This is a genomic window from Pseudomonas sp. UYIF39, assembly GCF_029963765.1.
GTDB lineage: Bacteria > Pseudomonadota > Gammaproteobacteria > Pseudomonadales > Pseudomonadaceae > Aquipseudomonas.
This window is the reverse complement of record NZ_JALBYU010000009.1, coordinates 68266-90718: the sequence shown is the minus strand read 5'-3', so window position 1 is coordinate 90718 and position 22453 is coordinate 68266. Positions and strand designations below refer to the sequence as shown.

Below are 22453 nucleotides of genomic sequence, written 5' to 3'. Positions count from 1 at the left end.
GTCTCAAGCTGCCTGTTTTGCAGTGACGAACGCCGCAAGGCTCGCCACGTTGCTGAAGTGATTGCGTGTGTCTTTGGCGTCGGCGTCGATTTTGATGCCGTACTTTTTCTGGATGGCCAGGCCGAGTTCCAGAGCGTCTACCGAATCCAGGCCCAGGCCTTCGCCGAACAGCGTCTGGTCGTCGCCGATGTCTTGTGCGCTGATGTCTTCAAGGCCCAGGGCGTCGATGATCAGTTCTTTGATTTCACGGTGTAGATCGCTCATCTTCGGCGAGCTCCTTAATGTAGTAATGATGCAAATAGTCATTGAGCTTGCGCGAGGCCTGAGGAGCAGGGCCCAGCGAGGCGAAGGCTTGTGGGTCTATATCGGCCCCGACACGGAAACTGAAGTGCACACGGCGTTTGGGGATCCGATACCAGGGCTCGGCCTTGGTCAATGTGGTCGGGCTGACCTTGATGATCACCGGGGTGAGGATTTTCGCACCGCGCAGAGCGATTGCCGCAGCACCCCGATGAAAGGCTGGCGCCTGACCGGGCTGAGTGCGGGTGCCTTCAGGAAAGATGATCAGGGTCTGGCCGCTTTTCAGCGCGTCGGCAGCGGCATCGAGCATGTCCATGCTGCCGTCGTTGCTGATGTATTCGATGCAGTGCAGCGGGCCGCGGGTAAAAGGGTTCTCCCAGAGACTTTTCTTGACCACGCAGTTGGCGTGGCGCACCAGGCCGATCAGGAACACCACATCGATCAACGACGGGTGATTGGCGATAATCATTTGCCCCGGTCGGCCGAGTTTTTCGGCGCCCTGGATGTCGTAAGTCAGCACGCCGGTGCGAGCCATGAATCGCACAAAAAACCAGAACAGGCGGGCAACGGTGTGCCGCGCTCGTCGCCGGTGTGTCCAGGCGTCGCCGGGCAGGCAGTTCAGCAGCGGGAAAACCACCAGCCGCAGGCACAGCCCGCCCAACCCGAACAGGGTGAAGCTTGCGGCGGTAGCCAGCAGGCGCCAGTAATAGGCGTCGCGGTTTTTTTCGGTTACAGGTTGCGTTGCCAGGTCCATACACGATTTTTCCAGGCATGTTGGCAGGTTGTTTGCTGGCCGAGCAGGGTACTCAATAGGTTCAGGGCATGGGGCCAGTGGGCTTTGGACAACTCATCCGCGGCGCTGTTCAGGGACAACTGCCAGTTGTTGCCGGGGGTGATCAACAAGCCGACCGCGTAAGGGAATGGCACGTCGTCGATCCAGGTCGAGTAGGCTTCGGGCGGTTGCTCTTCGGTGACGATCAGCAGTACCGCGGGAGCGCCCTCGGAAAGCAAAGCCGCGGCCTCTAGCATGCCGTGTTCAAGGCCGTCGCCGGCTGCAGCGAGGGCCGTCATTTCGCTGGTTTCGCCGCGCATGATCGACCACAGGCCGATGACCGCGTTGTGCACGGACAGGCTGAATTGAGTCGGCGACAACGGCTGATCGGCAGCCAGATCGCTGAGGATATCGAAGGTGCGCGGGGTTTCGCCGTGGCGAGAAATAAAGACCAACGGTAGGTCTTGGCGGCCATCGGCCAAGGGCCAGCCGACACTGAACGCCATCCGCGCCAGACGACTGAGTCGCCGGCGCTGCATGGCCGGCAGAAACGAGACGTCGGGTGCGGCATCGCTGCTCGCAAGCACGACCGGTTGTCGGCTCCAGGCCTGCCAATCGTCCACGCTTTCGAGCCCAGGGGCCCACGCGCGCCATTGGGCGATGTTGAAATTGATCACAGACATTCATCCCGCCCCTGCGGGCTTCTTTGACGCGTCGAGTCGCAAAGACCGCGGCTGAGCCTACGTTGCGCATTGCGCCGAGTGACGCGCATTATCCCGGTGCTGCGGACGTGTAGCAAATGTTGGTTACATTTTGCTCGGCGAAATGTACTGGTTGGTCCGGGAAAAACTGTTGTATGGCCATTATCCACGTCGTGGTGGGCATGTCTGTCGGTACGGGTTGTTTTTTTATTGAGAGATTGCCGATGACTGTGTAGTCCCGATGCCGGCGAGGTAGCTAAGCAGCGCCGTGGACTACTACACTCGATCATTCTTTGATACACGGAGGTTTTGACATGCGGCGCGTGGTGTTCAATCAGAAAGGTGGCGTAGGCAAATCCAGCATTGCCTGCAATCTGGCGGCGGTCAGTGCCAACGAGGGCTATCGCACCCTCTTGGTGGATCTCGATGCCCAGGCCAACTCCACTCAGTACCTGACGGGCCTCACCGGTAATGACATTCCGATGGGGATCGCCGATTTTTTCAAACAGACCCTGTCTTCCGGACCGTTCTCCAAAAAAAGCCAGGTCGATATCTACGAAACCCCGTTCGACAACCTCCACGTCATCACGGCCACTGCCGAGCTGGCTGACTTGCAGCCCAAGCTTGAGGCCAAGCACAAGATCAACAAGCTGCGCAAATTGCTCGAGGAGCTGGACGGCGATTACGACCGGATCTACCTCGATACCCCGCCAGCTCTGAACTTCTACGCGGTATCTGCATTGATTGCCGCTGATCGTGTGCTGATCCCCTTCGACTGCGACAGCTTTTCGCGTCAGGCTCTGTACGGCCTGTTGGCGGAAATCGAGGAATTGAAGGAAGACCACAACGAAGGGCTGGAAGTCGAAGGCATTGTCGTCAACCAGTTCCAGGCTCGCGCCAGTCTGCCCCAGCAAATCCTCGACGAACTGATCGCCGAAGGCCTGCCGGTGCTACCGGTATATCTGTGCAGCTCGGTGCGCATGCGTGAATCCCACCAGGCCAACACGCCGTTGATCCACCTCGACCCGCGTCATAAGCTGACGCAGCAATTCGTCGATCTGCACAACCTCCTCGAAAACACCTGATTCCTGCAAACAACACCGAACCACTGTGATAGTTCTAAATCCCTTGGCTACGCAACCAGCTCATCAATTGCGGTAACGGGAAGGCGCCGCTCTGACGCGCCACTTCCCGGCCGTTCTTGAACAAAATCAGACTCGGAATCGAGCGAATCCCCAACTGCGCCGACAACTGCTGGTTCACCTCGCTGTCCAGTTTGGCCAGTCGACACTTACCCGCCAATTGCACCGCCGCCTGCTCGAACACTGGCGCAAACGACTTGCACGGTCCACACCAGTCCGCCCAAACGTCCACCAGCAACGGCAGATCACCTTTGATCTGGCTGGGGTAATCGCTTTGCTTTAACTCAAAGGGTTTATTCAGCAGAACTTCGGCTTTGCAGCGACCGCATTTTGGATGGTCGTTGAGGCGTTCGGTGGGGATGCGGTTGAGGCCGTTGCAGTGGGGGCAGGGGATGAGGAGTGGGTCGGTCATGCGGATGATCCTGTTAAAGAAGCCGATCACTTCTATTTGGAGACGTTTACTCATATTTTCAATCGTGCAGCGACCGGCGATGAAACTAGGCTGAGTCGTACTGAGCGACACCGTTGGTCTGCTCAGAGTTATCGCATCTTGCGATATTTTTGATCTGTGATTAACTCCCATAGCAGAATGCGATAAGGATGTTGCATGCATGTGTTCACCGAAAAACCAATCCATGAGGCCAAGGAAAAGTGGCCGCGGGCAGCCAATGCACTGGAGCAATGGTATCGACTTGCCAAAGGGAGTAACCCGGGAGATTTCGCGGCGATGAAGTCGATTTTCCCCGCGACTGACAAAGTCGGCGAGTTTCATGTGTTCGACATCGGTGGCAACAAGTTGCGGCTGATCGCTTTTGTCAGGTATCGGTCTCAAAAGCTTTATATAAAGCATGTGCTGGATCACCGCGAATATGACCGCGGTAAATGGAAGGAGGGAAGGGCATGAGTGTTCTAATCAAAAAAGCTGCCGAGCATTGGGAGTTCGTCTCGCCATTGCTTCGAAAACCGAAAAACGAAGACGACTATGACATTTTGGTGCAGGCACTTGATGAATTGCTTGAGATGACCGGGGATGATGAGTCGCACCCGTTGATGAGCTTGGTGGACATCATCGGTGACTGGATTGCAGAGTGGGATCGTGAGCATCACCCCATGCGCGAAGCCTCTGGTGCAGAGGTTCTCGGCTACATGATGCGCGAACACGGATTGAGTCAAAGCGAGCTGTCCGGCGTCGGCACCCAATCGGTGGTATCCGAGATCTTGAGCGGCAAGCGTCAGCTCAACCTGCGGCAGATCCGCTGGTTGGCCGAGCGCTTCGGAGTGTCGGTGGAGACCTTTATCTGATCGGATTCAGGAAGAACAACTGATCTCCAAATGCTTGCCCCACTCCGGCGGCCGCTCCGCGTAGCTTTCCATCCCCGGTTGCTCCTCGAACGGATTACTCAGCACTGCGTGCAGCCGACGAACTTCTGCATAGTCGCCGCTCTCCGCCGCATCGATGGCTTTCTGCGCCAGGTAGTTGCGCAGGATGTACAGCGGATTGACGGCGTGCATCCGTTTGCGACGTTGTTCTTGATCAACCTCGCCTTCACGCGTCACCCGGGCGATGTAGAGCTCGCCCCAGGCATCGAAGCCCTTGATGTCAACGAAGTCATCGCGCAAACGGGCGACGGCCAGTTCAGGTGATTCTTCCCCCAAACGGCGGAAGAACAGGCTGTAGTCGACGCCGCTGTTCTGCATCAGTTGCAGCAGGTGTTCGAGCAGTTTCTGGTCATCGTCTTCGGCCGTGGTGAAGCCGAGGCGGCGGCGCATCAGGTCCAGGTAATGGGCCTGGTACAGCGGCAGGTATAGGCCGAGCGTTTCACGCAGGGCATCGACGCTGATGAATGGCGTCAGGGCCTGGGCGAGGGCGCTGAGGTTCCACTGGCCGATCGGCACCTGGTTGCTGAAGGAGTAACGGCCCTGGTCATCGGAGTGGTTGCAGATGAAGTGGGCGTCGAAGTCGTCGAGGAACGCAAACGGGCCGTAGTCGAAGGTAATGCCGAGGATCGACATGTTGTCGGTGTTCATCACGCCGTGGCAGAAACCATAGGCCTGCCATTTAGCGATCAGTTCGGCATTGCGCTCGACGATTTCGCGAAACATCGCCAGGTACGGTTCCGGCTGTTCCAGGCATTCCGGGAAATGCATGGCCAGCACGTGGTCGCCGAGTTCTTTCTGCTTCTCGGGACGTTTGGTGTAGTAGAAATATTCGAAATGCCCGAAACGCACATGGCTCGGCGCCATGCGCAGGACCATGGCCGCGCGTTCCTGCTTCTCGCGCCACACCGGCGTGTCGGAGCCGATCACGCATAGGGCACGAGTGGTCGGGATGTTCAGGGCATACAGCGCTTCGGAGGCAAGAAATTCGCGGATCGAGGACCGCAACACCGCCCGCCCATCACCCATGCGCGAAAAGGGCGTCTGGCCGGCACCCTTGAGGTGCAGGTCCCAATGCTCGCCGGCCTCGTTGTAGACCTCACCCAGCAACAGACCGCGACCATCGCCCAGCTGCGGGTTGTAGGAACCGAACTGATGACCTGAATAGACCATCGCTCTCGGGATCGCGTCAGCCCAGAGCTTATGGCCGCTGAACAGTTCGGCGAACTCCGGGGTTTCGGCCACGGCAGGGTCGAGATCGAGCAGCGCCATGGCGGCAGGGCTGGCCACCACCAGGCGCGGGTTGTCGATCGGCTCGGGCAGCACGTGGGCGGAAAACGTATCGCCCAGGCGGGCGAAACGATTATCGAAGGTCAGTTCGTCGAGGGCTTTCAAGGGCCATCTCCAGCAGAATGTCCGAGCATTCTGCTAGGGATAAGCCGCTTAGTCGAGCTTCGCCGGTGGTGGCTCTTGCGGCGATTTACCATCTACCAGCGGCACGATGGTTTTGGTTTCTGGTTCGACGGGCACCATCCTGTATTCCTGACCCTGGATGTTCTTGAGGTAAACCTCCATCTGCCGGAACGAGATGTTGATGTGATTTTTCTTGAACTCGCGGTTGATGAAGCGGTTGACCTCATCCAGCACCGGGTTACGGTCGCCGAGGTCGCGCACATGCATGCGCAACTCATGGTCGAGGGTGCTTTCGCCGAAGTTCAGGAAATACACTTGGGGTTCCGGGTCTTTCAGCACTCGCGGGTTATCGCGCGCGGCCTTGAGCAGCAATTCCTTGACCAGGTCCAGGTCCGAGCCGTAATCGACACCGAGCTTGAGGGTCACTCGGGTGATGGTGTCGGTCAGGGACCAGTTGATCAGTTGCCCGGTAATGAACGTTTTGTTCGGGACGATGATGTCCTTGCGGTCAAAGTCGGTGATGGTGGTGGCGCGGATGCGGATCTTGCTCACCGTGCCGGACAGGTTGCCGATGGTGATGGTGTCGCCAATCCGCACCGGACGTTCGAACAGGATCATGATCCCGGAGATGAAATTTGCGAAGATTTCCTGCATCCCGAAGCCGAGACCCACCGATAGCGCGGCCACCAGCCATTGCAACTTGTCCCAACTCACGCCGAGCGTCGACAGGGTCGAAACGAAACCGACACCAGCGATCACGTAAGACAGCAACGTAGTGGTGGCGTACGCACTGCCCTGAGCCAGGTTCAGTTTCGACAGCACCAACACTTCCAGCAACCCCGGCAAGTTGCGCGCGAGGGCGAAGGTGATGCCGATGATGATCAGCGCGCCGAGCATGTCGCCAATGCTGATCGGCACCATGCTCATGTTGGCGCCGGTGCCGCTGGTGTATTCGTAGAGGGTGACGTTATCCAGGTACGAAAACACCGAGATCAGGTCCGACCAGACCCAATACAACGCCGCGATGAAACCGCCAAGCAGTGCCAGGCGGATCAGGCGCAGGGACTGTTCGTTGACCTTCTCGATGTCCAGGGTTGGCTCTTCGATTATCGCTTCACCGTCACCGGCCTCTTTCGCAGCCTGGCGTTTGGCCAGGGCGCGCTGGTAGGCCAGACGGCGTGCCGCAACGCTGAGGCCGCGCACGAAGGTGGCCTCGATCACCAGCCAGAACATCAGCAAGTAAAGGGTGTTGATCAACCGGTCGCTGAGCTTCAGCGCGGTGTAGTAGTAGCCGAAGCACACCGCCACGAACAACGCGACAGGCAGGACGGTGAACAGGATCCCCACGGCCTTGCGGAACAGCGAAGCGTTCTGGTGAGTCGGGCTGCTGATCAGCAGGCGGCTGAGCAGCCAGGCCATCAACGCGTAGCAGGTCAGCACCACCGGCATGCCGAGTACGTCATCGGCCAGGGTTGCGGGTTGCAGCTCGGCGACTGCCACCACCGCGACCAACGCCATGACCACCAGCCCGAGTCGGCGGACCCAGCCCTGCAGGAATTCGACCTGAGGTTTTTCCCAGCGGAAATGCAGTTCGGCCACGCCGCCCGGCGCGAGGATCCGGTAAGCGGTATAGAACACTAGCCAAGCCTGGGCCATTTGCAGCAGCGCCGAGCCCATGTTCGCGTTTTGTCCGCGGGCGTCGATTTGCAAGGCCAGGCCACACAAGGCCAGGCCCAGGGAGACCGGCATCGCCAGCAGAATGTTGATCAGGATCGCCTGCGGCGTGTGCCACTGGCTGTCGCGTTTGAAGTGGCCGATGTCCTGGTGAACTTTGCTCAGTCGGGCATACAGGCTTTTGCGCCGCCACAGCAGGGCACCGATCAACAGTGCCAGGGGCAGGAACAGCAGCGGCCGTTGGGTCAGGCCGTCACTTAATTCGCTCAGGCTGGAAGCCCACGGCAGCGTGGTGACCTGACGCTCCAGGCGCTCCGGCACGCCGCGCATCCACTCCGGGTCCAGCGGTTTGTTGCTGGGAATCCAGAACATCTGCTCATCGAGGGTTGCCCGCAGGCTTTGCGCGGTGCTGAGCAGTTGCTTTTGATTGAGTTGTAACGTGATGGATTCGTTGAGCACCGCGCTGAGTTCGCGGTTCAGCCGCTCCAGCAGGTCGGCGCGGGTCGTGGCCAGTTCCAGCAGGCTCTTGCGCAATTGCGGGGTGACTTGCTCAGGAGGCTGAGTCGACAGCAGGTTGTCGACGTAGGTCGCCGGGTTGCTGAGCAGTTCCCGTTGCTGGCTGACTTCGAATTGATAGAGGCGAATGTCGGCGATCTGGTCGGCCAGGTCACGGTCAAGCTTGAGGCGTGGCAGGGCCTGTTTCTGTTTGTAGAGAATCTTGGAGAGCAGCAGGCTGCCCTTGAGCACGTTGATTTGCTCGTCCAGCGCCGAGTCGCTCTGGGTCACGTTGTCCAGTTGCTGCTTGGTCTGCAGGTTCTGCTGGGTGACTTCGTTGAGGCGGTCGGTACTTTTGAGCAGGTAGTCAGAAAGCTTCAGGTTGGCCGCGCTTTCGGTAGCCAGCAGGGTGCTGCCGCCGGACTTTTGCGCTTCGATGGATTGCTGCGTCACCGTCTCCTGGGACTGGGCCAGGCGCTTCTGGTTGATCAGGGTTTGCAGCTCCTGGATTTCCTGATCCAGACGATCGGATTTTTCCGAGAGCAAGTCATGCTGGCTGTTGCCCAAATCCTGCAGTTGATTGTTGCCGGCCAGTTCCTGGCGGCGCAACGGGATCAGGGCGTTCAGTGCTGCGAGTTCGGCGTTGAGCAGGTCGCGTTGCTCAGGGGTCAAGGTCTTGCCGGCGTCTTTGCCGACCTTGAGGATGTTGTTGATCTGCTGGATGCGTGTCTGGCTGGTGGAAATTTCGGCCTGTGCGCGCTCGGGGCGGGTCTGGGCAGTAATCACCAGACTGTTGGCGTCAGCCAGGGCTTTCTGCAGATCGCTTTGCTGGGTGGAGCGCTCGGTGAGCATTTGCTCCAGCTGCTGAATAGGCTCTTTGGCATAGCGCTGCGGTACTGGCAGCACTTTGGAGGCTTTGAGCTTGGTCAGTTCCCGCTGGTTCTCGATGTTCTGCTTCGGGGCGCTGGCCAGTTGCTGCTTGAGATCGGCCAGTTTCTGCTCGTAATCACGCTGGTTGTTGAGCTGTGTCAGCGTGCTTTGCAGGATGCTCTGCAGGGCTTTCTGATCGGCTTCCGGCAGTTTGCGGTCGGCGATCTTGTCCAGGTTCGCCTGCACGGCTTCGCTGGACGGCGGTTCGGCCGCTTGCAATGTACCGACAGAAAGACTCAAGCCCAGCAGGGCCATGATGAAAAAGGTGCGCAGGGTTGACATAGAGACCGATCGAAAACGAGACGAAGTGTGGAGTTTAGAGGAAGAGTCCCGGACCCGGGCGACTTCCTTCGGGGAATCTGACGCCCACTTTGCCGATCTTGTTCCCCTCCATGACCGCGACGGTCCAAATGGTGTTGTTCCACTCCACCTGGTCACCGACTACGGGTGCACCGCCCACTTTATGGGCAATGAAATGGCCGAGCGACATGTCCGGATCGATGCCTTCGACTTTCAACCCGTACAGCGCCGCAACCGCGGCCAGTTGGGCGTCTCCTTCGAGTACGAAGTCGCCGAAGAAGCGCAAATCGAGGCCCCGTTGCGGTGCCTGGCTGAAGAGTTTTCCGAGGGCCGGAAGGTTGTGTTCATGGCCGATTACGCACAGCAAATCGTCGACTTCGAGCACCGTACTACCCGACGGATGGAGCAGTTGCTGGCCACGAAACAGGGCCGCAATCCGGGTGCCTTCGGGCATTTTCAGTTCGCGAAGAGGCGAGCCGATGCACCATTTTTCGGCACCGAGGCGATAAACGAACAGCTCCCACTCACTGGTGACGTGGACTTCCAGGGCTGCGCGGGAGATTGGCGCCGGCTCCGGCGGAACGGTCACTTTCAAAAGCTTCGCCACCCACGGCAGGCTCGTGCCCTGCACCAGCAGCGACACCAGCACGATAAAGAAGGCGAGGTTGAAATAGAGCTGGGCGTTGGACAGGCCGGCCATCAGCGGGAACACCGCCAGAATGATCGGGACCGCGCCACGTAACCCGACCCAGGAAATGAACGCCTTCTCGCGTCCATGGAACGCCTTGAAAGGCATCAGGCCGACGATCACCGACAACGGCCGGGCAAACAGAATCATCCACAGCGCCAGCCCCAGAGCGGGCAGGGCAATCGGCAACAAGTCGTGGGGCGTTACCAGCAGCCCCAGTACCAGGAACATGCCGATTTGCGCCAGCCAGGCCATGCCATCGAGCATGTGCAAAATGCCGTGGCGGCTGCGCACCGGGCGGTTGCCGATGACCAGGCCGCACAGGTAAACCGCCAAAAAGCCGCTGCCATGCAAGGCGTTGGTCAGGGCAAACACCACCAATCCGCCAGCAATGACCAGAATCGGATAAAGCCCGGTGGCCAAGTGGATACGGTTGACCAGTTGCAGCATGACCCAGCCACCGCCCAGGCCGATGACGGCACCGATACCGAACTCACGCAGCAGGTGGGTCAACAGGCTCCAGTGCAGACCGGTCTGGCCGCTGGCGAGCATGTCGATCAGGGTCACGGTGAGGAACACCGCCATCGGGTCGTTGCTGCCGGACTCGATCTCGAGGCTGGCGGTGACCCGTTCGTTGAGGCCTTTGCCGCCGAGCAACGAGAACACCGCCGCGGCGTCGGTGGAGCCGACGATAGCGCCGATCAGCAGGCCCTGAATCAGGTTCAGGTTGAACAGCCACGCGGCTGCCATGCCGGTCAGCCCGGTGGTAATCAACACCCCGACCGTCGCCAGCGACAGCGCCGGCCATAACGCCACGCGGAAGCTGGAAACCCGGGTGCGCAAACCGCCGTCGAGCAGGATGACGGCCAACGCGAGGTTGCCGACCAGATAAGCCGTTGGGTAGTTATCGAAAATAATGCCGGCGCCATCGACACCGGCCGACATGCCCACCGCGAGGATGATCACCAGAATCGGGATACCGAGGCGCGATGAAAGTGAGCTCACCAGAATGCTTGCACCTACCAGCAACGCGCCGATCAAGAACAGGCTGTTGATGGTCGTCGCATTCAAAGGCAGTACTCCAGAAAGCTGAAAGGCAGGCACAAACTGACCATGCAGTCTGCGTGCCAGCGATTCTAACCTGTTGAAATGTGATGCTGTCAAAAAGCTTTTTCAGATCAAAAGATCGCAGCCTCGTTTCACTCGACAGCTCCTACAAAGGATGTGCGTAAACCTGTAGGAGCTGTCGAGTGAAACGAGGCTGCGATCTTTTCGGCAGTGACGCGATCTTTGTTTAGAGGCTAAACCGCCCAACCATGTTGTTCAGGTCCAGCGCCAATCGCGACAGCTCATTGCTCGCGGCACTGGTCTGGTTAGCCCCGGTGGCCGACTGCACCGACAGATCACGGATATTCACCAGGTTGCGATCCACTTCGCGGGCCACCTGTGCCTGCTCTTCGGCAGCGCTGGCGATCACCAGGTTGCGTTCGTTGATTTCGACGATCGCGCTATTAATAGTGTCCAGCGACAGGCCTGCACCACGGGCGATGTTCAAGGTCGACTCGGCGCGTTCGGTGCTGTTGCGCATCGAATCCACCGCATGTTCGGTACCACTCTGGATGCTGCCGACCATGCGTTCGATTTCGCTGGTCGACTGCTGGGTGCGATGCGCCAGGGCACGCACTTCGTCCGCGACCACGGCGAAACCACGACCGGCCTCACCGGCACGGGCCGCTTCGATGGCCGCGTTCAATGCCAGCAAGTTGGTCTGGTCAGCCAGGCCGCGAATCACGTCCAGCACTTTACCGATGTCACGGGACTCGTTGGCCAGGTCGCCAATCAGGGTCGCGGTGCTCTGCACGTCGGCGCTCATGCGTTCGATGGCGCTGACGGTTTCCTGCACCAGGTCACGGCCATCACCGGCGGAGGTGGTGGCGTTTTTCGAGGCTTCGGACGTGCTGACGGCATTACGCGCGACTTCTTCCACGGCGCTGGTCATTTCGTTGACGGCGGTAGCGGCCTGTTCGATTTCGTTGTTCTGCTGGGTCAGGCCACGGGCGCTTTCGTCGGTGACACTGTTGAGCTCTTCAGCGGCGGACGCCAGTTGCGTGGCGGAACCGGAAATCCGTTGCAGGGTGTCGCGCAGCTTGTCCTGCATCTTCGACATGGCCAGCAGCAAGCGGCCGGCTTCATCCTCACCATCGACTGTGATCGGGCGAGTCAGGTTGCCTTCGGCAATTTCTTCGGCGGCGCTCAAGGCATTGGCGATTGGCTTGGTGATGCTGTTGGTCAGTAACCAAGCGAACAACAACGTCAAGCCGGTGGCGATCACCAGCAGCGTCACCACCAGGTTGAAGGCCGAAGAGTACTGGTCGGCGGCTTGCTGATTGGTGGCGAGGGTCTGCTGCGTGTTGATCTCCAGCAGGCGGTTCAACACGGCATTGACCGCTTCGGAGTTGGTCAGCAAATCGGTGTTGAGCAGGGTGCGCAGTTCATCCACCTGATTGTTGCGCGACAGGGTCTTCATGCGGTCTTCGATCTGACGGTACTGGCCGAGCAACTGCACGTACTGGTCGTAGGCCGAACGTTCCTGCGGGTTGGTGATCAGTTTTTCGTAAATCGCCTGAGCGGCGCGAATCTGCTGATTGCGGGTTTCCAGCAGCTCCATGGTCTTTTGCTGGACGTCCGGCTCGCGGTTCACCAGCAAGCGGTAGGACAACACCCGCAGGCGCAGGGTCAGTTGAGTGAACTCATCCAGGCTCTTGATGCTCGGCACGCTGTTTGAGGTGATGTCCTCGGCGGCGCCGCGAATCTTGCTCATCTGGCTTAAGGCAAACACACCCAGAATCAGCATCAGGCCGCCAATCAGGGCAAAACCGAGGAACGCCCGTGGCGCGATATTCATATTACGAAGGGACATGGTGTTTACCGAAAAGAGCGCATCTGTGCGGCGCTGAGACTGACGTATGGGTGACTTATCGGTCATACGACTAAAGTCTTGAGGTCCTGCGCGTTTTTGCCGCACAACCGCTCCGGAGACGAAGTGCAGGAACCAGATCCGCCAATCACAGTCTTTAAAGTTCGCGAGGAAGGTCGCCCGCCAGGAAAATCAAGGCCTTGCGCCCCAATAACCCTGGCATCCGTGGTGACTTTTCTTTATCGTACGCGCCCTTTGAAAATGCTTGGAAAATCAAAATGTTGGAAGCATCCCTAAGCCAATTGGAACAGCTGGTCAGCGACCTGGTGCAACAGAACCAGACCCTGCTCGGCACCAACCAAACCCTGAGCGCAGAACTGGCCCAGGCCAAGGATGAAAACGAAAGCCTGCAGCTGAGCCTGATGGAACAGGAAGAGAAACAAGGTGCCACCGCTGCACGCATCCAGGCCCTGGTTGAGCGCGTCAGCGCCGGCCCAGTCAGCGCATGAATCACGGCGCCGCAGGGGTAAAAGTCGTCTCGATCCTGGGGGAGGACTATTCGATCAAGGCGCCGGCCGGGGAAGAACAAACCCTGCTGGACGCCGCGTTAATGCTGAAGGCTGCCCTGGCTGACACCAAAAAGAAGTACCCGACACTGATCGGTGACCGCTTGTTGGTGCTGGCGGCAATGAATCTGTGCTCCCAGCAGATCGAAATGCAGAAACAGCACAAGCAGGAACTCGACCGTTACCAAGAGCAAGTCAGCGCCACGGTTGAAGTGATCTCCAAGACGATCGGCCAGCAAGGCTGACTCCGCACATCAAGGCGCCTTGGTCATCCGGGGCGCTACAACTCAAAAGACTCCCACGTATCGGTTTTTCAAACTGCCGGGCGCCAGTTGACCTTCCTTAGCTGCGCGCCATTGGCTTCTTTAACGAATTCCGTATTGGTGACGACGTAAGTATTCGAGCCGATCTTGACGTGGTTGCCAGGCTCCAGCAGGGCAAGGTATTCGTTGCCACTGAACGGTTGCGACGTCTTGTAAGTGGTGTTGTTGGCCAGGAAGATTTCAGCGAAGTATCGAACGACTATTTCGTTGGATTCGGAAAATTGCTTTTTGGTCACAGTCTGGGTAGTGCTACCTACTACGACTGTATCGCCGACGCTGGCTGCTTTGATAAACGCATCATTGTCGAGCATTGCTTGGGGCACTGAAGAACCCTTGTCATCAGTCATGTTCCAGCTCCTTTTCATTCCCGGCAGTTGATCCTGCGGAGTGGAAAGACTAAGTCGGGAGACAAAGTCTGTAACCTGTCAGAGTTGACAGGTCTTCATTACAGCTGACAGACGGTCTCCGCCGATAGGGCGCCGCTCTTTTATAAGATTGCGTTCAAGTCATCGTTGTATGTGAGCGTAATTTTTAACGGTTTGTATACAATCGGCACGCCAGTTGCAGTGTTTCAGCCTCTTATTCTTTGGGGGTGCTCCATGCAGTTCTGGCGACGCAGTATTCAATGGCAGTTGATCCTGAGCATGGGCACCGCCCTGCTGGTCAGTATTCTGATCGTGGTTGGCATTTATACCCTCGTGGTCAACCGTCTCGCCGAGCGCTATCTGGTCGAACAAGCGCTACCGTCGAGCATCGAAGCGATGCGCAACGACATCGAGCGAATCCTCGTTCAACCCCTCACCGCCGCCAAGGACATCGCCAGCAACAGCATGGTGCGCGACTGGTTGGCCGGGGGTGAAAACAGCGCCCAGACCAACACCTTCGTCACCTATCTGGAAGGCATCCGCGCCGAGCACAAAGCCTTTACCGCGCTGATCGTCGGCACAGCTTCAAACCACTACTTCACCGAAAAAGGCCTGGACCGGACCCTCAGCCGCTCCAACCCCAAAGACGCCTGGTTCTACTCGTTTCTCGACAGCAATCAGCCGCGCACGCTCAATATCGACATTGACACTGCGACCGGAGAGTTGGCGCTGTTCATCGACCTCAAGGTCGAGCAGGCCGGCAAAGTCGTGGGCGTTGCCGGGCTTGGCCTGAGCATGAAAGAGCTGTCGGAGCTGATCCACAACTTCAACTTCGGTGAGCGCGGCAAGGTCTATCTCGTGCGTTCCGACGGTTTGATCCAGGTTCACCCCGAAGCGCAGTTCAGCGGCAAACGCTCCTTGGCCGAACAGATTGGCGCCCCGGCAGCGCTAGCCGTCATGGGCCAACAAACTGCCACCCACAGCAGCTTCGATCGCGATGGCGAAGATTTTCTGGCATTGAGCCTGCCGTTGCGGGATTTGGGCTGGACCTTGGTGGCCGAAGTGCCGCAGTCGCAGATCTATGCCGAAGCCCGCCGCGCCATGTGGATTAGTAGCGGCATCGGCCTGGCGGTGGCGCTGGTTTGCCTGATGCTGGTGGTGTTGTTGGCCCGTGGATTGGTGCGGCCGATCCGTCAGGTAACAGCGGCGCTGGTAGCCATCGGTAGCGGTGGTGGAGATTTGACCCACAGGTTAGATTCCAGTCGCGCCGATGAACTGGGTGACCTGGCTCGCGGCTTCAATCGATTCCTGGAAAGCCAGCGCGACATGATCGGCGAGGTGCTGACCACCAGCGAGCGTTTGCGCACGGCAGTCGGCCAGGTGGCGCGGGTGGTGGACAACACCGCCGAACGCTCTGGCCGTCAGCAGGAAATGACCGACATGGTCGCCACCGCCGTCCACGAAATGGGCCTGACCGTGCAGGAAATTGCCCAGAACGCCGGTAACGCTGCGGTGGCTTCCCAAACTGCCCGCGATGAAGCGATGCAGGCGCGGGAAGTGGTGGGCGGGTCGATCCGGCATATTGAAAGCATGTCCGATGAAATTGGCCTAGCTGCCAGTGCGGTGGGCGAGTTGGCCCATCAGGTGGCATCCATCGATCAGGTGCTGGCAGTGATTCGCGGCATTTCCGAGCAGACCAACTTGTTGGCGCTCAACGCGGCCATCGAAGCGGCGCGGGCCGGGGACATGGGGCGTGGGTTTGCGGTAGTCGCGGATGAAGTGCGGACGTTGGCGCGGCGGACGCAGTCGTCGACTGATGAGATTCAGCAGATGATTGGCAGCCTCAAGCAAGGCGCGGAGAACGCGGTGTCGTCGATGCATTCCGGGCAAGCGGCGACGGGCACGGGGGTTGAGTCGAGCCAGCGCACCGGGGCGTCGTTGACGGCGATTACCGGACAGGTCGAGCGCATCAGCGACATGAACCATCAGGTGGCGGCGGCGACGGAAGAGCAGTCGGCGGTGACGGAAGAGATCAATAGGAACGTGCAGGGGATTTCTGATTTGGCTCGTGCCACCGCCGGGGAGGTCAGGGCTTGCCGTGAGGATTGTCAAACGTTACAGCGGTTGGCGGATGATTTGGCGCGGCAGATGGGCAGTTTCAAGCTGAGTTGATGTGTAGTCAGTGCGGGCCCCTTCGCGAGCAAGCCCGCTCCCACATTTGATCCGCGATGCATCAGGCAACGCGGTCAACAGCAAAGTGCTAGAGGCTGCAGTGCTGCGGCGCGAACGGGCTTCGCAATTCACCCAGGCATAAAAAAACCCGCACCCACACGCGGTCAACTGTGGGAGCGGGCTTGCTCGCGAAGGGATTTCAGCAGCACAAAAGGGCTCTGGTTAGAACCACTCATCCTGCATCCCAAGGCACACATCATCCCGAGCCTCAAGAATCGCCAATTCATGATGGCAACCCGGCACTTCCCACGTCAGAAAATACCGCGCCGCCTGCAACTTGCCTTTATAGAAGCTCACATCCGCCACATTCCCTTTGGCCAACCCTTCCTCAGCGCGAATCGCCTGCTCCAGCCAGCGCCAGCCAATCACCGTATGCCCGAACACTTTCAGGTATAGCGCCGAGTTCGCCAGGCTGCTATTAACCTTGCCTTGCCCCAAATCCGTCAGCAAACCAATGGTCACGGTTTGCAGACGCGTCACCAATTTCTCCAGCGGCTCACGCAGCGCGGTCAACGATTCATACGCTTGAGCGCGCTCGGCGGTATCGGCAATCAGGCGGATCAATTGCTTGAGTCCCGCACCACCGTTCTGTGCCAGTTTGCGGCCCAGCAAGTCCAGCGATTGAATGCCGTGAGTCCCTTCGTGGATCGGGTTCAGACGGTTGTCGCGGTAATACTGCTCCACCGGGTACTCGCGGGTGTAGCCGTGGCCGCCAAGTATCTGAATCGCCAGTTCGTTGGCCTTCAGGCAAAACTCCGACGGCCAGGATTTGACGATCGGCGTCAGCAAATCCAGCAGTTCATGGGCCTGTTTGCGCTCAGCTTCAGTCTCAAGCGTCGTGGTGTCGTCAAACAACCGTGCCGCGTACAACCCGAGGTCGAACGAGCCTTCGACGTACGCTTTCTGAGTCAGCAACATGCGTTTGACGTCGGCGTGCTGAATGATCGCCACCGGCGCAGTGTTCGGGTCCTTGCTGTCCGGCACGCGACCTTGCGGGCGCTCGCGTGCGTACTCCAGGGAATACAGATAACCGGCGTAACCGAGCATCACCGCGCCCATGCCGACGCCGATCCGCGCCTCGTTCATCATCTGGAACATGTAGCTCAGGCCGTGGTGCGGCTTGCCCACCAGATAGCCGACACACTCACCGTTATCGCCGAAATTCAGCGCTGTGGAGGTGGTGCCGCGCCAGCCCATCTTGTGAAACAAACCGGCCAGCAGCACGTCGTTGCGTTTGCCCAGGCTGCCGTCATCGTTGACCAGAAACTTGGGCACGATGAACAGCGAAATCCCTTTCACCCCGGCCGGTGCATCCGGCAGCTTGGCCAGCACCATGTGCACGATATTTTCCGACAGCGGGTGATCACCACCGGAGATGAAGATCTTGTTGCCCTTGAGTCGATACGTGCCGTCAGACGCAGGCTCGGCGCGGGTACGAATATCCGACAGCGACGAGCCGGCATGCGGTTCGGTCAGCGCCATGGTGCCGAAGAAACGACCGTGGATCATCGGCTGCAGGAAGCGCTGTTTTTGCTCCTCGGTGCCGAAACTTTCGATCAGGTTCGCCGCGCCCATGGTCAGGAACGGATAGGACGTGGACGCCGCGTTGGCCGATTGAAAATGTGCGAAGCAGGCCTGGGACAACAGCGTAGGAAGTTGCATGCCACCCGCATCGAAACTGCGCGCGGCGTTGAGGAAACCGGCTTCAAGGAAGGCATCCACCGCCGGTTTCACTTCCGGAATCAGAATCGCCTGACCGTTCTCATAGCGCGGCTCGTTCTCGTCGCCCTTGCGGTTATGCGGGGCGAAGAACTTCTCGGCGATGTTGCGGGCGGTGCCGATGGCGGCGTCGAAGGTCTCGCGGTTGTGCTCGGCGAAACGCTCACGCTGGGTCAGGCCCTCGGCATCGAGGACTTCATACAGCTCGAAAGCCAGATTGCGGGAACTGAGCAACGTCTCGGACATGGCGGCCTACCTTTTTTTGGAATGGACCGAGTCTAGGCGTGGGAATAAAGGCTGAACAGGATGATTGATGAGCGTGATGGTAGTGCAGAGCACCGACTTAGCAGACGCCACAAAACAACTGTGGGAGCGAGCCTGCTCGCGATAGCGGTGTGTCATCCGACACATGTATTGGATGACACACCGCTATCGCGAGCAGGCTCGCTCCCACAGGGGATTTTGCAAACCAGGCACCTGTTGCGGGCACCCGGTCTTGTTGCGGTTTAGCCGATAGTCATCAGGCTCGCATTACCACCCGCCGCAGCAGTGTTAACGCTCAACGCCCGCTCGATCACCAGACGCTCCAGCGCAATGTTGGTCTCGCCTTGCGACAAACCATGAACCCCAACAATTGCCCCGGCACGCTTGGCCACTTGCTGACACACCGTACGCAGCTGATCGGAATGACCGTGATGCAGAACCGCATCAAACAGCACTTCGTCCTTGCTCCAGTCGGAAACCAGCTTGATCTTCGCCTGAACTTCCTTCGGCAGACGTGTGAACAACGCCTTGGTCAATTCAGCTTCCGGCCACACCGCCGAACCGCCGACGGCCAATACCGCCGCCAGTTGCGTCAGCAGATCGCCTTCGACTTCCGCCAGGCACAGCACGTGTTCGCGCGGCAGGATGGCGTAGCTGTTGCGCTCGCCGGTCGGGCCCGCCAGAACGCGGGTGATCCCGCTTTGCGATTGCGCCGCGAACTGCACGCACAGGGTGCTCAGGTCGGCAAACTTGTTGCTGTCAGCCCAGGCTTGCAGGGCCTTCAGCGGTTTGCTCATGGCGTCACGCAGACGAACGTCCGGTGCCGCGATGGCGTCACCGCGAGCGAAGGATTGTTCGATCGCATCGGTAGGACGCGTCGACAGCAGACGGTACAGGTACAACGGACCACCGGCTTTCGGACCCGTGCCCGACAGACCTTCGCCACCGAACGGCTGCACGCCGACCACAGCGCCCACGATGTTGCGGTTCACGTAGACGTTACCGGCGTTGACGTTGTCGATCACCTTCGCGATGGTCTCGTCGATGCGAGTGTGTACACCCAAGGTCAGGCCGTAGCCGGAAGCGTTGATCTGACCGATCAGTTGATCGATGTCTTTGCGCTTGTAGCGAACCACGTGCAGCACCGGGCCGAAGATCTCCCGTTGCAGCTCGTCGAAGCTTTCCAGTTCGATCAGCGTCGGCATCACGAAGGTGCCGCGTTTGACTTCTTCGGTGTTGGCGATGGCCACCTGGTAAACGCTGCGACCTTTGTCGCGCATGGCCTGGATGTGCTTCTCGATGCCGGCCTTGGCTTCGGCGTCGATCACCGGGCCAATGTCCACGGACAGGCGCTCAGGGTTGCCGAGTCGGCATTCCGCCATGGCACCTTTAAGCATTTCGATGACACGGTCAGCGGAATCTTCCTGCAGGCACAGTACCCGCAGCGCCGAGCAACGCTGGCCGGCGCTGTCGAAGGCCGACGACACCACGTCAATGACAACTTGTTCAGTCAGTGCCGAAGAGTCGACGATCATTGCGTTCTGGCCACCGGTTTCGGCGATCAGCGGAATCGGGCGACCCTGTGCATCCAGACGGCCCGCGACATTGCGTTGCAGCAGACGAGCGACTTCGGTGGAACCGGTGAACATCACGCCTTTGACTCGATCGTCGCCGACCAGACGCGCGCCAACGGTTTCGCCACGGCCCGGTAGCAGTTGCAGCACGCCTTCCGGAATCCCGGCTTCGAGCAGCAAACGCACGGCTTGAGCAGCCACCAGCGGGGTTTGTTCCGCAGGTTTGGCCAGCACCGGGTTACCGGCAGCCAATGCTGCAGCGACTTGGCCACTGAAGATTGCCAGCGGGAAGTTCCACGGGCTGATGCAGACCACCGGACCCAGCGGGCGGTGGGCATCGTTGGTGAAATCGTTGCGCGCCTGCACCGCGTAATAACGCAGGAAGTCCACGGCTTCACGCACTTCGGCGATGGCGTTGGCGAAGGTCTTGCCGGCTTCGCGAGCCAGCAGGCCCATCAGCGGCTGGATCTCGCCTTCCATCAAATCGGCGGCACGTTCCAGAATCGCGGCACGTTCGGCGGGCGGAGTGGCCTGCCAGATCGGCGCAGCATTCAGGGCGCACTGGATCGCGTTGTCGACGTCTTCGACGGTCGCTTCCTGCACATGGCCAACCACGTCACGCAGATCGGATGGGTTCAGGACTGGCGCAGGGGTTTCAGTGCTGGAGGCGCAGCCGAGCATCGGCGCGGCTTTCCAGTGGTTGTGAGCAGTGGCCAGCAGGGCGCAGGACAGGGAAGCCAAACGATGTTCGTTGGCCATGTCGATGCCGCTGGAGTTGGCGCGCTCGGCACCATAAAGATCACGCGGCAGCGGGATACGCGGGTGCGGCAGGCCGAAGCCGCCTTCCAGCGTCGCCATCTGCTCGATGCTGGCCACTGGATCGGCCACCAGCTCCTGGATCGAAATAGACTGGTCGGCGATGCGGTTGACGAACGAGGTGTTCGCCCCGTTTTCCAGCAGGCGACGTACCAGGTACGCCAACAGTGTTTCGTGAGTCCCGACCGGTGCGTACACGCGGCACGGACGGTTCAACTTGCCTTCGGAAACTTTGCCTACAACCTGTTCGTACAGCGGTTCGCCCATGCCGTGCAGGCACTGGAACTCGTACTGGCCGGGGTAATAGTTCTGACCGGCAATGTGATAAATGGCCGACAAGGTGTGGGCGTTGTGCGTGGCGAATTGCGGGTAGATGACTTCCGGCACCGACAGCAGTTTGCGGGCGCAGGCGATGTAGGAAACGTCGGTGTACACCTTGCGGGTATAGACCGGGTAGCCTTCCAGGCCTTCGACCTGGGCGCGCTTGATTTCGCTGTCCCAGTACGCGCCTTTCACCAAGCGGATCATCAGGCGATGACGGCTGCGACGAGCCAGGTCGATCACGTAGTCGATTACGTACGGGCAACGCTTTTGATAAGCCTGGATCACGAAACCGATGCCGTTCCAGCCGGTCAGTTGCGGCTCGAAGCACAGGCGCTCCAGCAGATCCAGCGACAGCTCGAGGCGGTCGGCTTCTTCGGCGTCGATGTTCAGGCCGATGTCGTATTGCTTGGCCAGCAGGGTCAGCGACAGCAGGCGCGGGTACAACTCGTCCATCACGCGCTCGTACTGCGCACGGCTGTAACGCGGGTGCAGTGCCGACAGCTTGATGGAAATGCCCGGGCCTTCATAAATCCCACGACCGTGGGATGCTTTGCCGATCGAGTGGATGGCTTGTTCGTACGAGGCCAGGTATTTCTGGGCGTCGTGCTCGGTGAGTGCGGCTTCACCCAGCATGTCGTAGGAGTAGCGGAAGCCTTTGGCTTCGAACTTGCTGGCGTTGGCCAGGGCTTCGGCGATGGTTTCGCCGGTCACGAACTGCTCGCCCATCAGGCGCATGGCCATGTCGACGCCCTTGCGGATCATCGGCTCGCCACTCTTGCCGATGATGCGGCTCAAGGACGACGTCAGGCCGGCTTCGTTGTGGGTGGCGACCAGTTTGCCGGTCAGCAGCAAGCCCCACGTGGCGGCGTTGACGAACAACGACGGGCTGTTGCCCAAGTGCGGGTGCCAGTTGCCGGTGCTGATCTTGTCGCGGATCAGCGCGTCACGGGTGCCTTTGTCCGGGATGCGCAGCAGCGCTTCGGCCAGGCACATCAGCGCCACGCCTTCCTGGGACGACAGAGAAAATTCCTGCAATAGGCCCTGAACAATCCCGGCACGGCCGCCGGCGCTCTTCTGATTGCGCAGTTTTTCGGCAATCGAGGCGGCGAGCTTGTTGGTGGCTTCGGCCATGGCGATCGGCAGGCGAGCCTGCTCGATCAGCATCGGCACCACTTCCGGCTCAGGGCGACGGTAAGCGGCGGTGATCGAAGCGCGCAGCACCGATTGCGGCAGGATGCTTTCAGCGAACTCCAGGAAGCACTGGTGCGCGTGGTCGGCGTGGACTTCGCCGGCGTCGTCAGCGTCTTTGCTGATCAAACCGCTCAGCTCGGTCAGGGTTGCACCACCCTCGAGTTTTTCCAGGTAATTGAAAATTGCCTGCTTGATCAGCCAGTGCGGCGTGCGATCAATCGAGGTCGCGGCAGCCTTGAGGCGCTCGCGGGTCGGGTCGTCAAGTTTGACCCCAAGGGTGGTGGTAGCCATATTTTTATCCTCATGTTTGCCACAACCGCGTGGCATCAGCTGGCGGCAAGATTAGCCGTGCAACCGTCGAGGTGCAACC

The 22453-nt window shown here is 59.5% G+C and carries 17 protein-coding genes; 6 read left to right on the top strand and 11 right to left on the bottom strand.

The genetic code is table 11. From position 1 onward, the window contains the following. Positions 1-3 precede the first annotated feature (3 nt). The 3 genes from MO767_RS14425 to MO767_RS14415 are packed head-to-tail and all read right to left on the bottom strand — an operon-like array spanning position 4 to position 1755. Positions 4-264: a phosphopantetheine-binding protein gene (locus tag MO767_RS14425; protein WP_008149626.1), complete on the bottom strand. Its 261-nt coding sequence runs from the start codon at positions 262-264 to the stop codon at positions 4-6. Beyond that, positions 245-1054, bottom strand: a complete 810-nt coding sequence (locus MO767_RS14420; RefSeq protein WP_282481049.1) for a lysophospholipid acyltransferase family protein — start codon at positions 1052-1054, stop codon at positions 245-247. The genes MO767_RS14425 and MO767_RS14420 overlap by 20 nt, the downstream gene beginning before the upstream one ends. Continuing rightward, positions 1030-1755 (bottom strand): beta-ketoacyl synthase chain length factor, encoded by a 726-nt coding sequence (locus MO767_RS14415; RefSeq protein ID WP_282481048.1) that lies wholly within the window; start codon positions 1753-1755, stop codon positions 1030-1032. Before MO767_RS14415 ends, MO767_RS14420 begins: the two co-directional genes overlap by 25 nt. Before the next feature lie 332 nt (positions 1756-2087). Here MO767_RS14415 and MO767_RS14410 point away from each other — a divergent pair, with 332 nt between their 5' ends. Then, a complete protein-coding gene (locus MO767_RS14410) occupies positions 2088-2858 on the top strand; it encodes a ParA family protein (protein ID WP_282481047.1) in 771 nt (256 codons plus the stop codon). Positions 2859-2892: 34 nt separating this feature from the next. On the opposite strand, the gene trxC is transcribed toward MO767_RS14410, so the two are convergent. Next, a complete protein-coding gene (gene trxC, locus MO767_RS14405; protein WP_282481046.1) occupies positions 2893-3327 on the bottom strand; it encodes a thioredoxin TrxC in 435 nt (144 codons plus the stop codon). A 195-nt stretch (positions 3328-3522) separates the two neighbouring features. Here trxC and MO767_RS14400 point away from each other — a divergent pair, with 195 nt between their 5' ends. Both MO767_RS14400 and MO767_RS14395 read left to right on the top strand, forming a co-directional pair. Then, positions 3523-3819, top strand: a complete 297-nt coding sequence (locus MO767_RS14400) for a type II toxin-antitoxin system HigB family toxin (protein WP_134419711.1) — start codon at positions 3523-3525, stop codon at positions 3817-3819. Next, entirely contained in the window at positions 3816-4217 is a 402-nt protein-coding gene (locus MO767_RS14395) for a helix-turn-helix domain-containing protein (protein WP_282481045.1), read from the top strand. The genes MO767_RS14400 and MO767_RS14395 overlap by 4 nt, the downstream gene beginning before the upstream one ends. Before the next feature lie 6 nt (positions 4218-4223). Here MO767_RS14395 and selO read toward each other — a convergent pair whose 3' ends face one another. The 4 genes from selO to MO767_RS14375 form a co-directional block, all read right to left on the bottom strand. Then, entirely contained in the window at positions 4224-5687 is a 1464-nt protein-coding gene (selO, locus tag MO767_RS14390) for a protein adenylyltransferase SelO (RefSeq protein ID WP_282481044.1), read from the bottom strand. A 48-nt stretch (positions 5688-5735) separates the two neighbouring features. Next, positions 5736-9086, bottom strand: coding sequence for a mechanosensitive channel MscK (mscK, locus tag MO767_RS14385; protein WP_282481043.1), 3351 nt, complete (start codon positions 9084-9086; stop codon positions 5736-5738). A 34-nt stretch (positions 9087-9120) separates the two neighbouring features. Next, positions 9121-10863, bottom strand: coding sequence for a potassium/proton antiporter (locus MO767_RS14380; RefSeq protein ID WP_282481042.1), 1743 nt, complete (start codon positions 10861-10863; stop codon positions 9121-9123). A gap of 223 nt (positions 10864-11086) precedes the next feature. After that, positions 11087-12712 carry a methyl-accepting chemotaxis protein gene (locus tag MO767_RS14375; protein ID WP_282481041.1) on the bottom strand — a complete coding sequence of 542 codons (1626 nt, stop codon included), beginning with the start codon at positions 12710-12712 and terminating at the stop codon, positions 11087-11089. Between the two features lie 275 nt (positions 12713-12987). Here MO767_RS14375 and MO767_RS14370 point away from each other — a divergent pair, with 275 nt between their 5' ends. Together MO767_RS14370 and MO767_RS14365 are read left to right on the top strand one after the other, a co-directional pair. Continuing rightward, a complete protein-coding gene (locus tag MO767_RS14370) occupies positions 12988-13218 on the top strand; it encodes a hypothetical protein (RefSeq protein WP_008149645.1) in 231 nt (76 codons plus the stop codon). Further along, complete coding sequence (locus MO767_RS14365) at positions 13215-13520, top strand: cell division protein ZapA (RefSeq protein ID WP_282481040.1); 306 nt, start codon at positions 13215-13217, stop codon at positions 13518-13520. The genes MO767_RS14370 and MO767_RS14365 overlap by 4 nt, the downstream gene beginning before the upstream one ends. Before the next feature lie 68 nt (positions 13521-13588). Here MO767_RS14365 and MO767_RS14360 read toward each other — a convergent pair whose 3' ends face one another. Further along, positions 13589-13945: a hypothetical protein gene (locus tag MO767_RS14360; protein WP_282481039.1), complete on the bottom strand. Its 357-nt coding sequence runs from the start codon at positions 13943-13945 to the stop codon at positions 13589-13591. A 252-nt stretch (positions 13946-14197) separates the two neighbouring features. Here MO767_RS14360 and MO767_RS14355 point away from each other — a divergent pair, with 252 nt between their 5' ends. Further along, positions 14198-16135, top strand: coding sequence for a methyl-accepting chemotaxis protein (locus MO767_RS14355; protein WP_282481038.1), 1938 nt, complete (start codon positions 14198-14200; stop codon positions 16133-16135). A 222-nt stretch (positions 16136-16357) separates the two neighbouring features. On the opposite strand, the gene MO767_RS14350 is transcribed toward MO767_RS14355, so the two are convergent. After that, positions 16358-18160 carry an acyl-CoA dehydrogenase gene (locus tag MO767_RS14350; RefSeq protein ID WP_282481037.1) on the bottom strand — a complete coding sequence of 601 codons (1803 nt, stop codon included), beginning with the start codon at positions 18158-18160 and terminating at the stop codon, positions 16358-16360. Positions 18161-18420: 260 nt separating this feature from the next. Next, entirely contained in the window at positions 18421-22374 is a 3954-nt protein-coding gene (gene putA / locus MO767_RS14345) for a trifunctional transcriptional regulator/proline dehydrogenase/L-glutamate gamma-semialdehyde dehydrogenase (protein WP_282481036.1), read from the bottom strand. Positions 22375-22453 lie beyond the last annotated feature (79 nt).

What these genes read in the sequence shown, in the direction of transcription:
- MO767_RS14425 (WP_008149626.1), bottom strand. Translation starts at nt 264, where the DNA reads ATGAGCGATCTACACCGTGAAATCAAAGAACTGATCATCGACGCCCTG.
- MO767_RS14420 (WP_282481049.1), bottom strand. Translation starts at nt 1,054, where the DNA reads ATGGACCTGGCAACGCAACCTGTAACCGAAAAAAACCGCGACGCCTAT.
- MO767_RS14415 (WP_282481048.1), bottom strand. Translation starts at nt 1,755, where the DNA reads ATGTCTGTGATCAATTTCAACATCGCCCAATGGCGCGCGTGGGCCCCT.
- MO767_RS14410 (WP_282481047.1), top strand. Translation starts at nt 2,088, where the DNA reads ATGCGGCGCGTGGTGTTCAATCAGAAAGGTGGCGTAGGCAAATCCAGC.
- trxC (WP_282481046.1), bottom strand. Translation starts at nt 3,327, where the DNA reads ATGACCGACCCACTCCTCATCCCCTGCCCCCACTGCAACGGCCTCAAC.
- MO767_RS14400 (WP_134419711.1), top strand. Translation starts at nt 3,523, where the DNA reads ATGCATGTGTTCACCGAAAAACCAATCCATGAGGCCAAGGAAAAGTGG.
- MO767_RS14395 (WP_282481045.1), top strand. Translation starts at nt 3,816, where the DNA reads ATGAGTGTTCTAATCAAAAAAGCTGCCGAGCATTGGGAGTTCGTCTCG.
- mscK (WP_282481043.1), bottom strand. Translation starts at nt 9,086, where the DNA reads ATGTCAACCCTGCGCACCTTTTTCATCATGGCCCTGCTGGGCTTGAGT.
- MO767_RS14375 (WP_282481041.1), bottom strand. Translation starts at nt 12,712, where the DNA reads ATGTCCCTTCGTAATATGAATATCGCGCCACGGGCGTTCCTCGGTTTT.
- MO767_RS14370 (WP_008149645.1), top strand. Translation starts at nt 12,988, where the DNA reads ATGTTGGAAGCATCCCTAAGCCAATTGGAACAGCTGGTCAGCGACCTG.
- MO767_RS14365 (WP_282481040.1), top strand. Translation starts at nt 13,215, where the DNA reads ATGAATCACGGCGCCGCAGGGGTAAAAGTCGTCTCGATCCTGGGGGAG.
- MO767_RS14360 (WP_282481039.1), bottom strand. Translation starts at nt 13,945, where the DNA reads ATGACTGATGACAAGGGTTCTTCAGTGCCCCAAGCAATGCTCGACAAT.
- MO767_RS14355 (WP_282481038.1), top strand. Translation starts at nt 14,198, where the DNA reads ATGCAGTTCTGGCGACGCAGTATTCAATGGCAGTTGATCCTGAGCATG.
- MO767_RS14350 (WP_282481037.1), bottom strand. Translation starts at nt 18,160, where the DNA reads ATGTCCGAGACGTTGCTCAGTTCCCGCAATCTGGCTTTCGAGCTGTAT.
- putA (WP_282481036.1), bottom strand. Translation starts at nt 22,374, where the DNA reads ATGGCTACCACCACCCTTGGGGTCAAACTTGACGACCCGACCCGCGAG.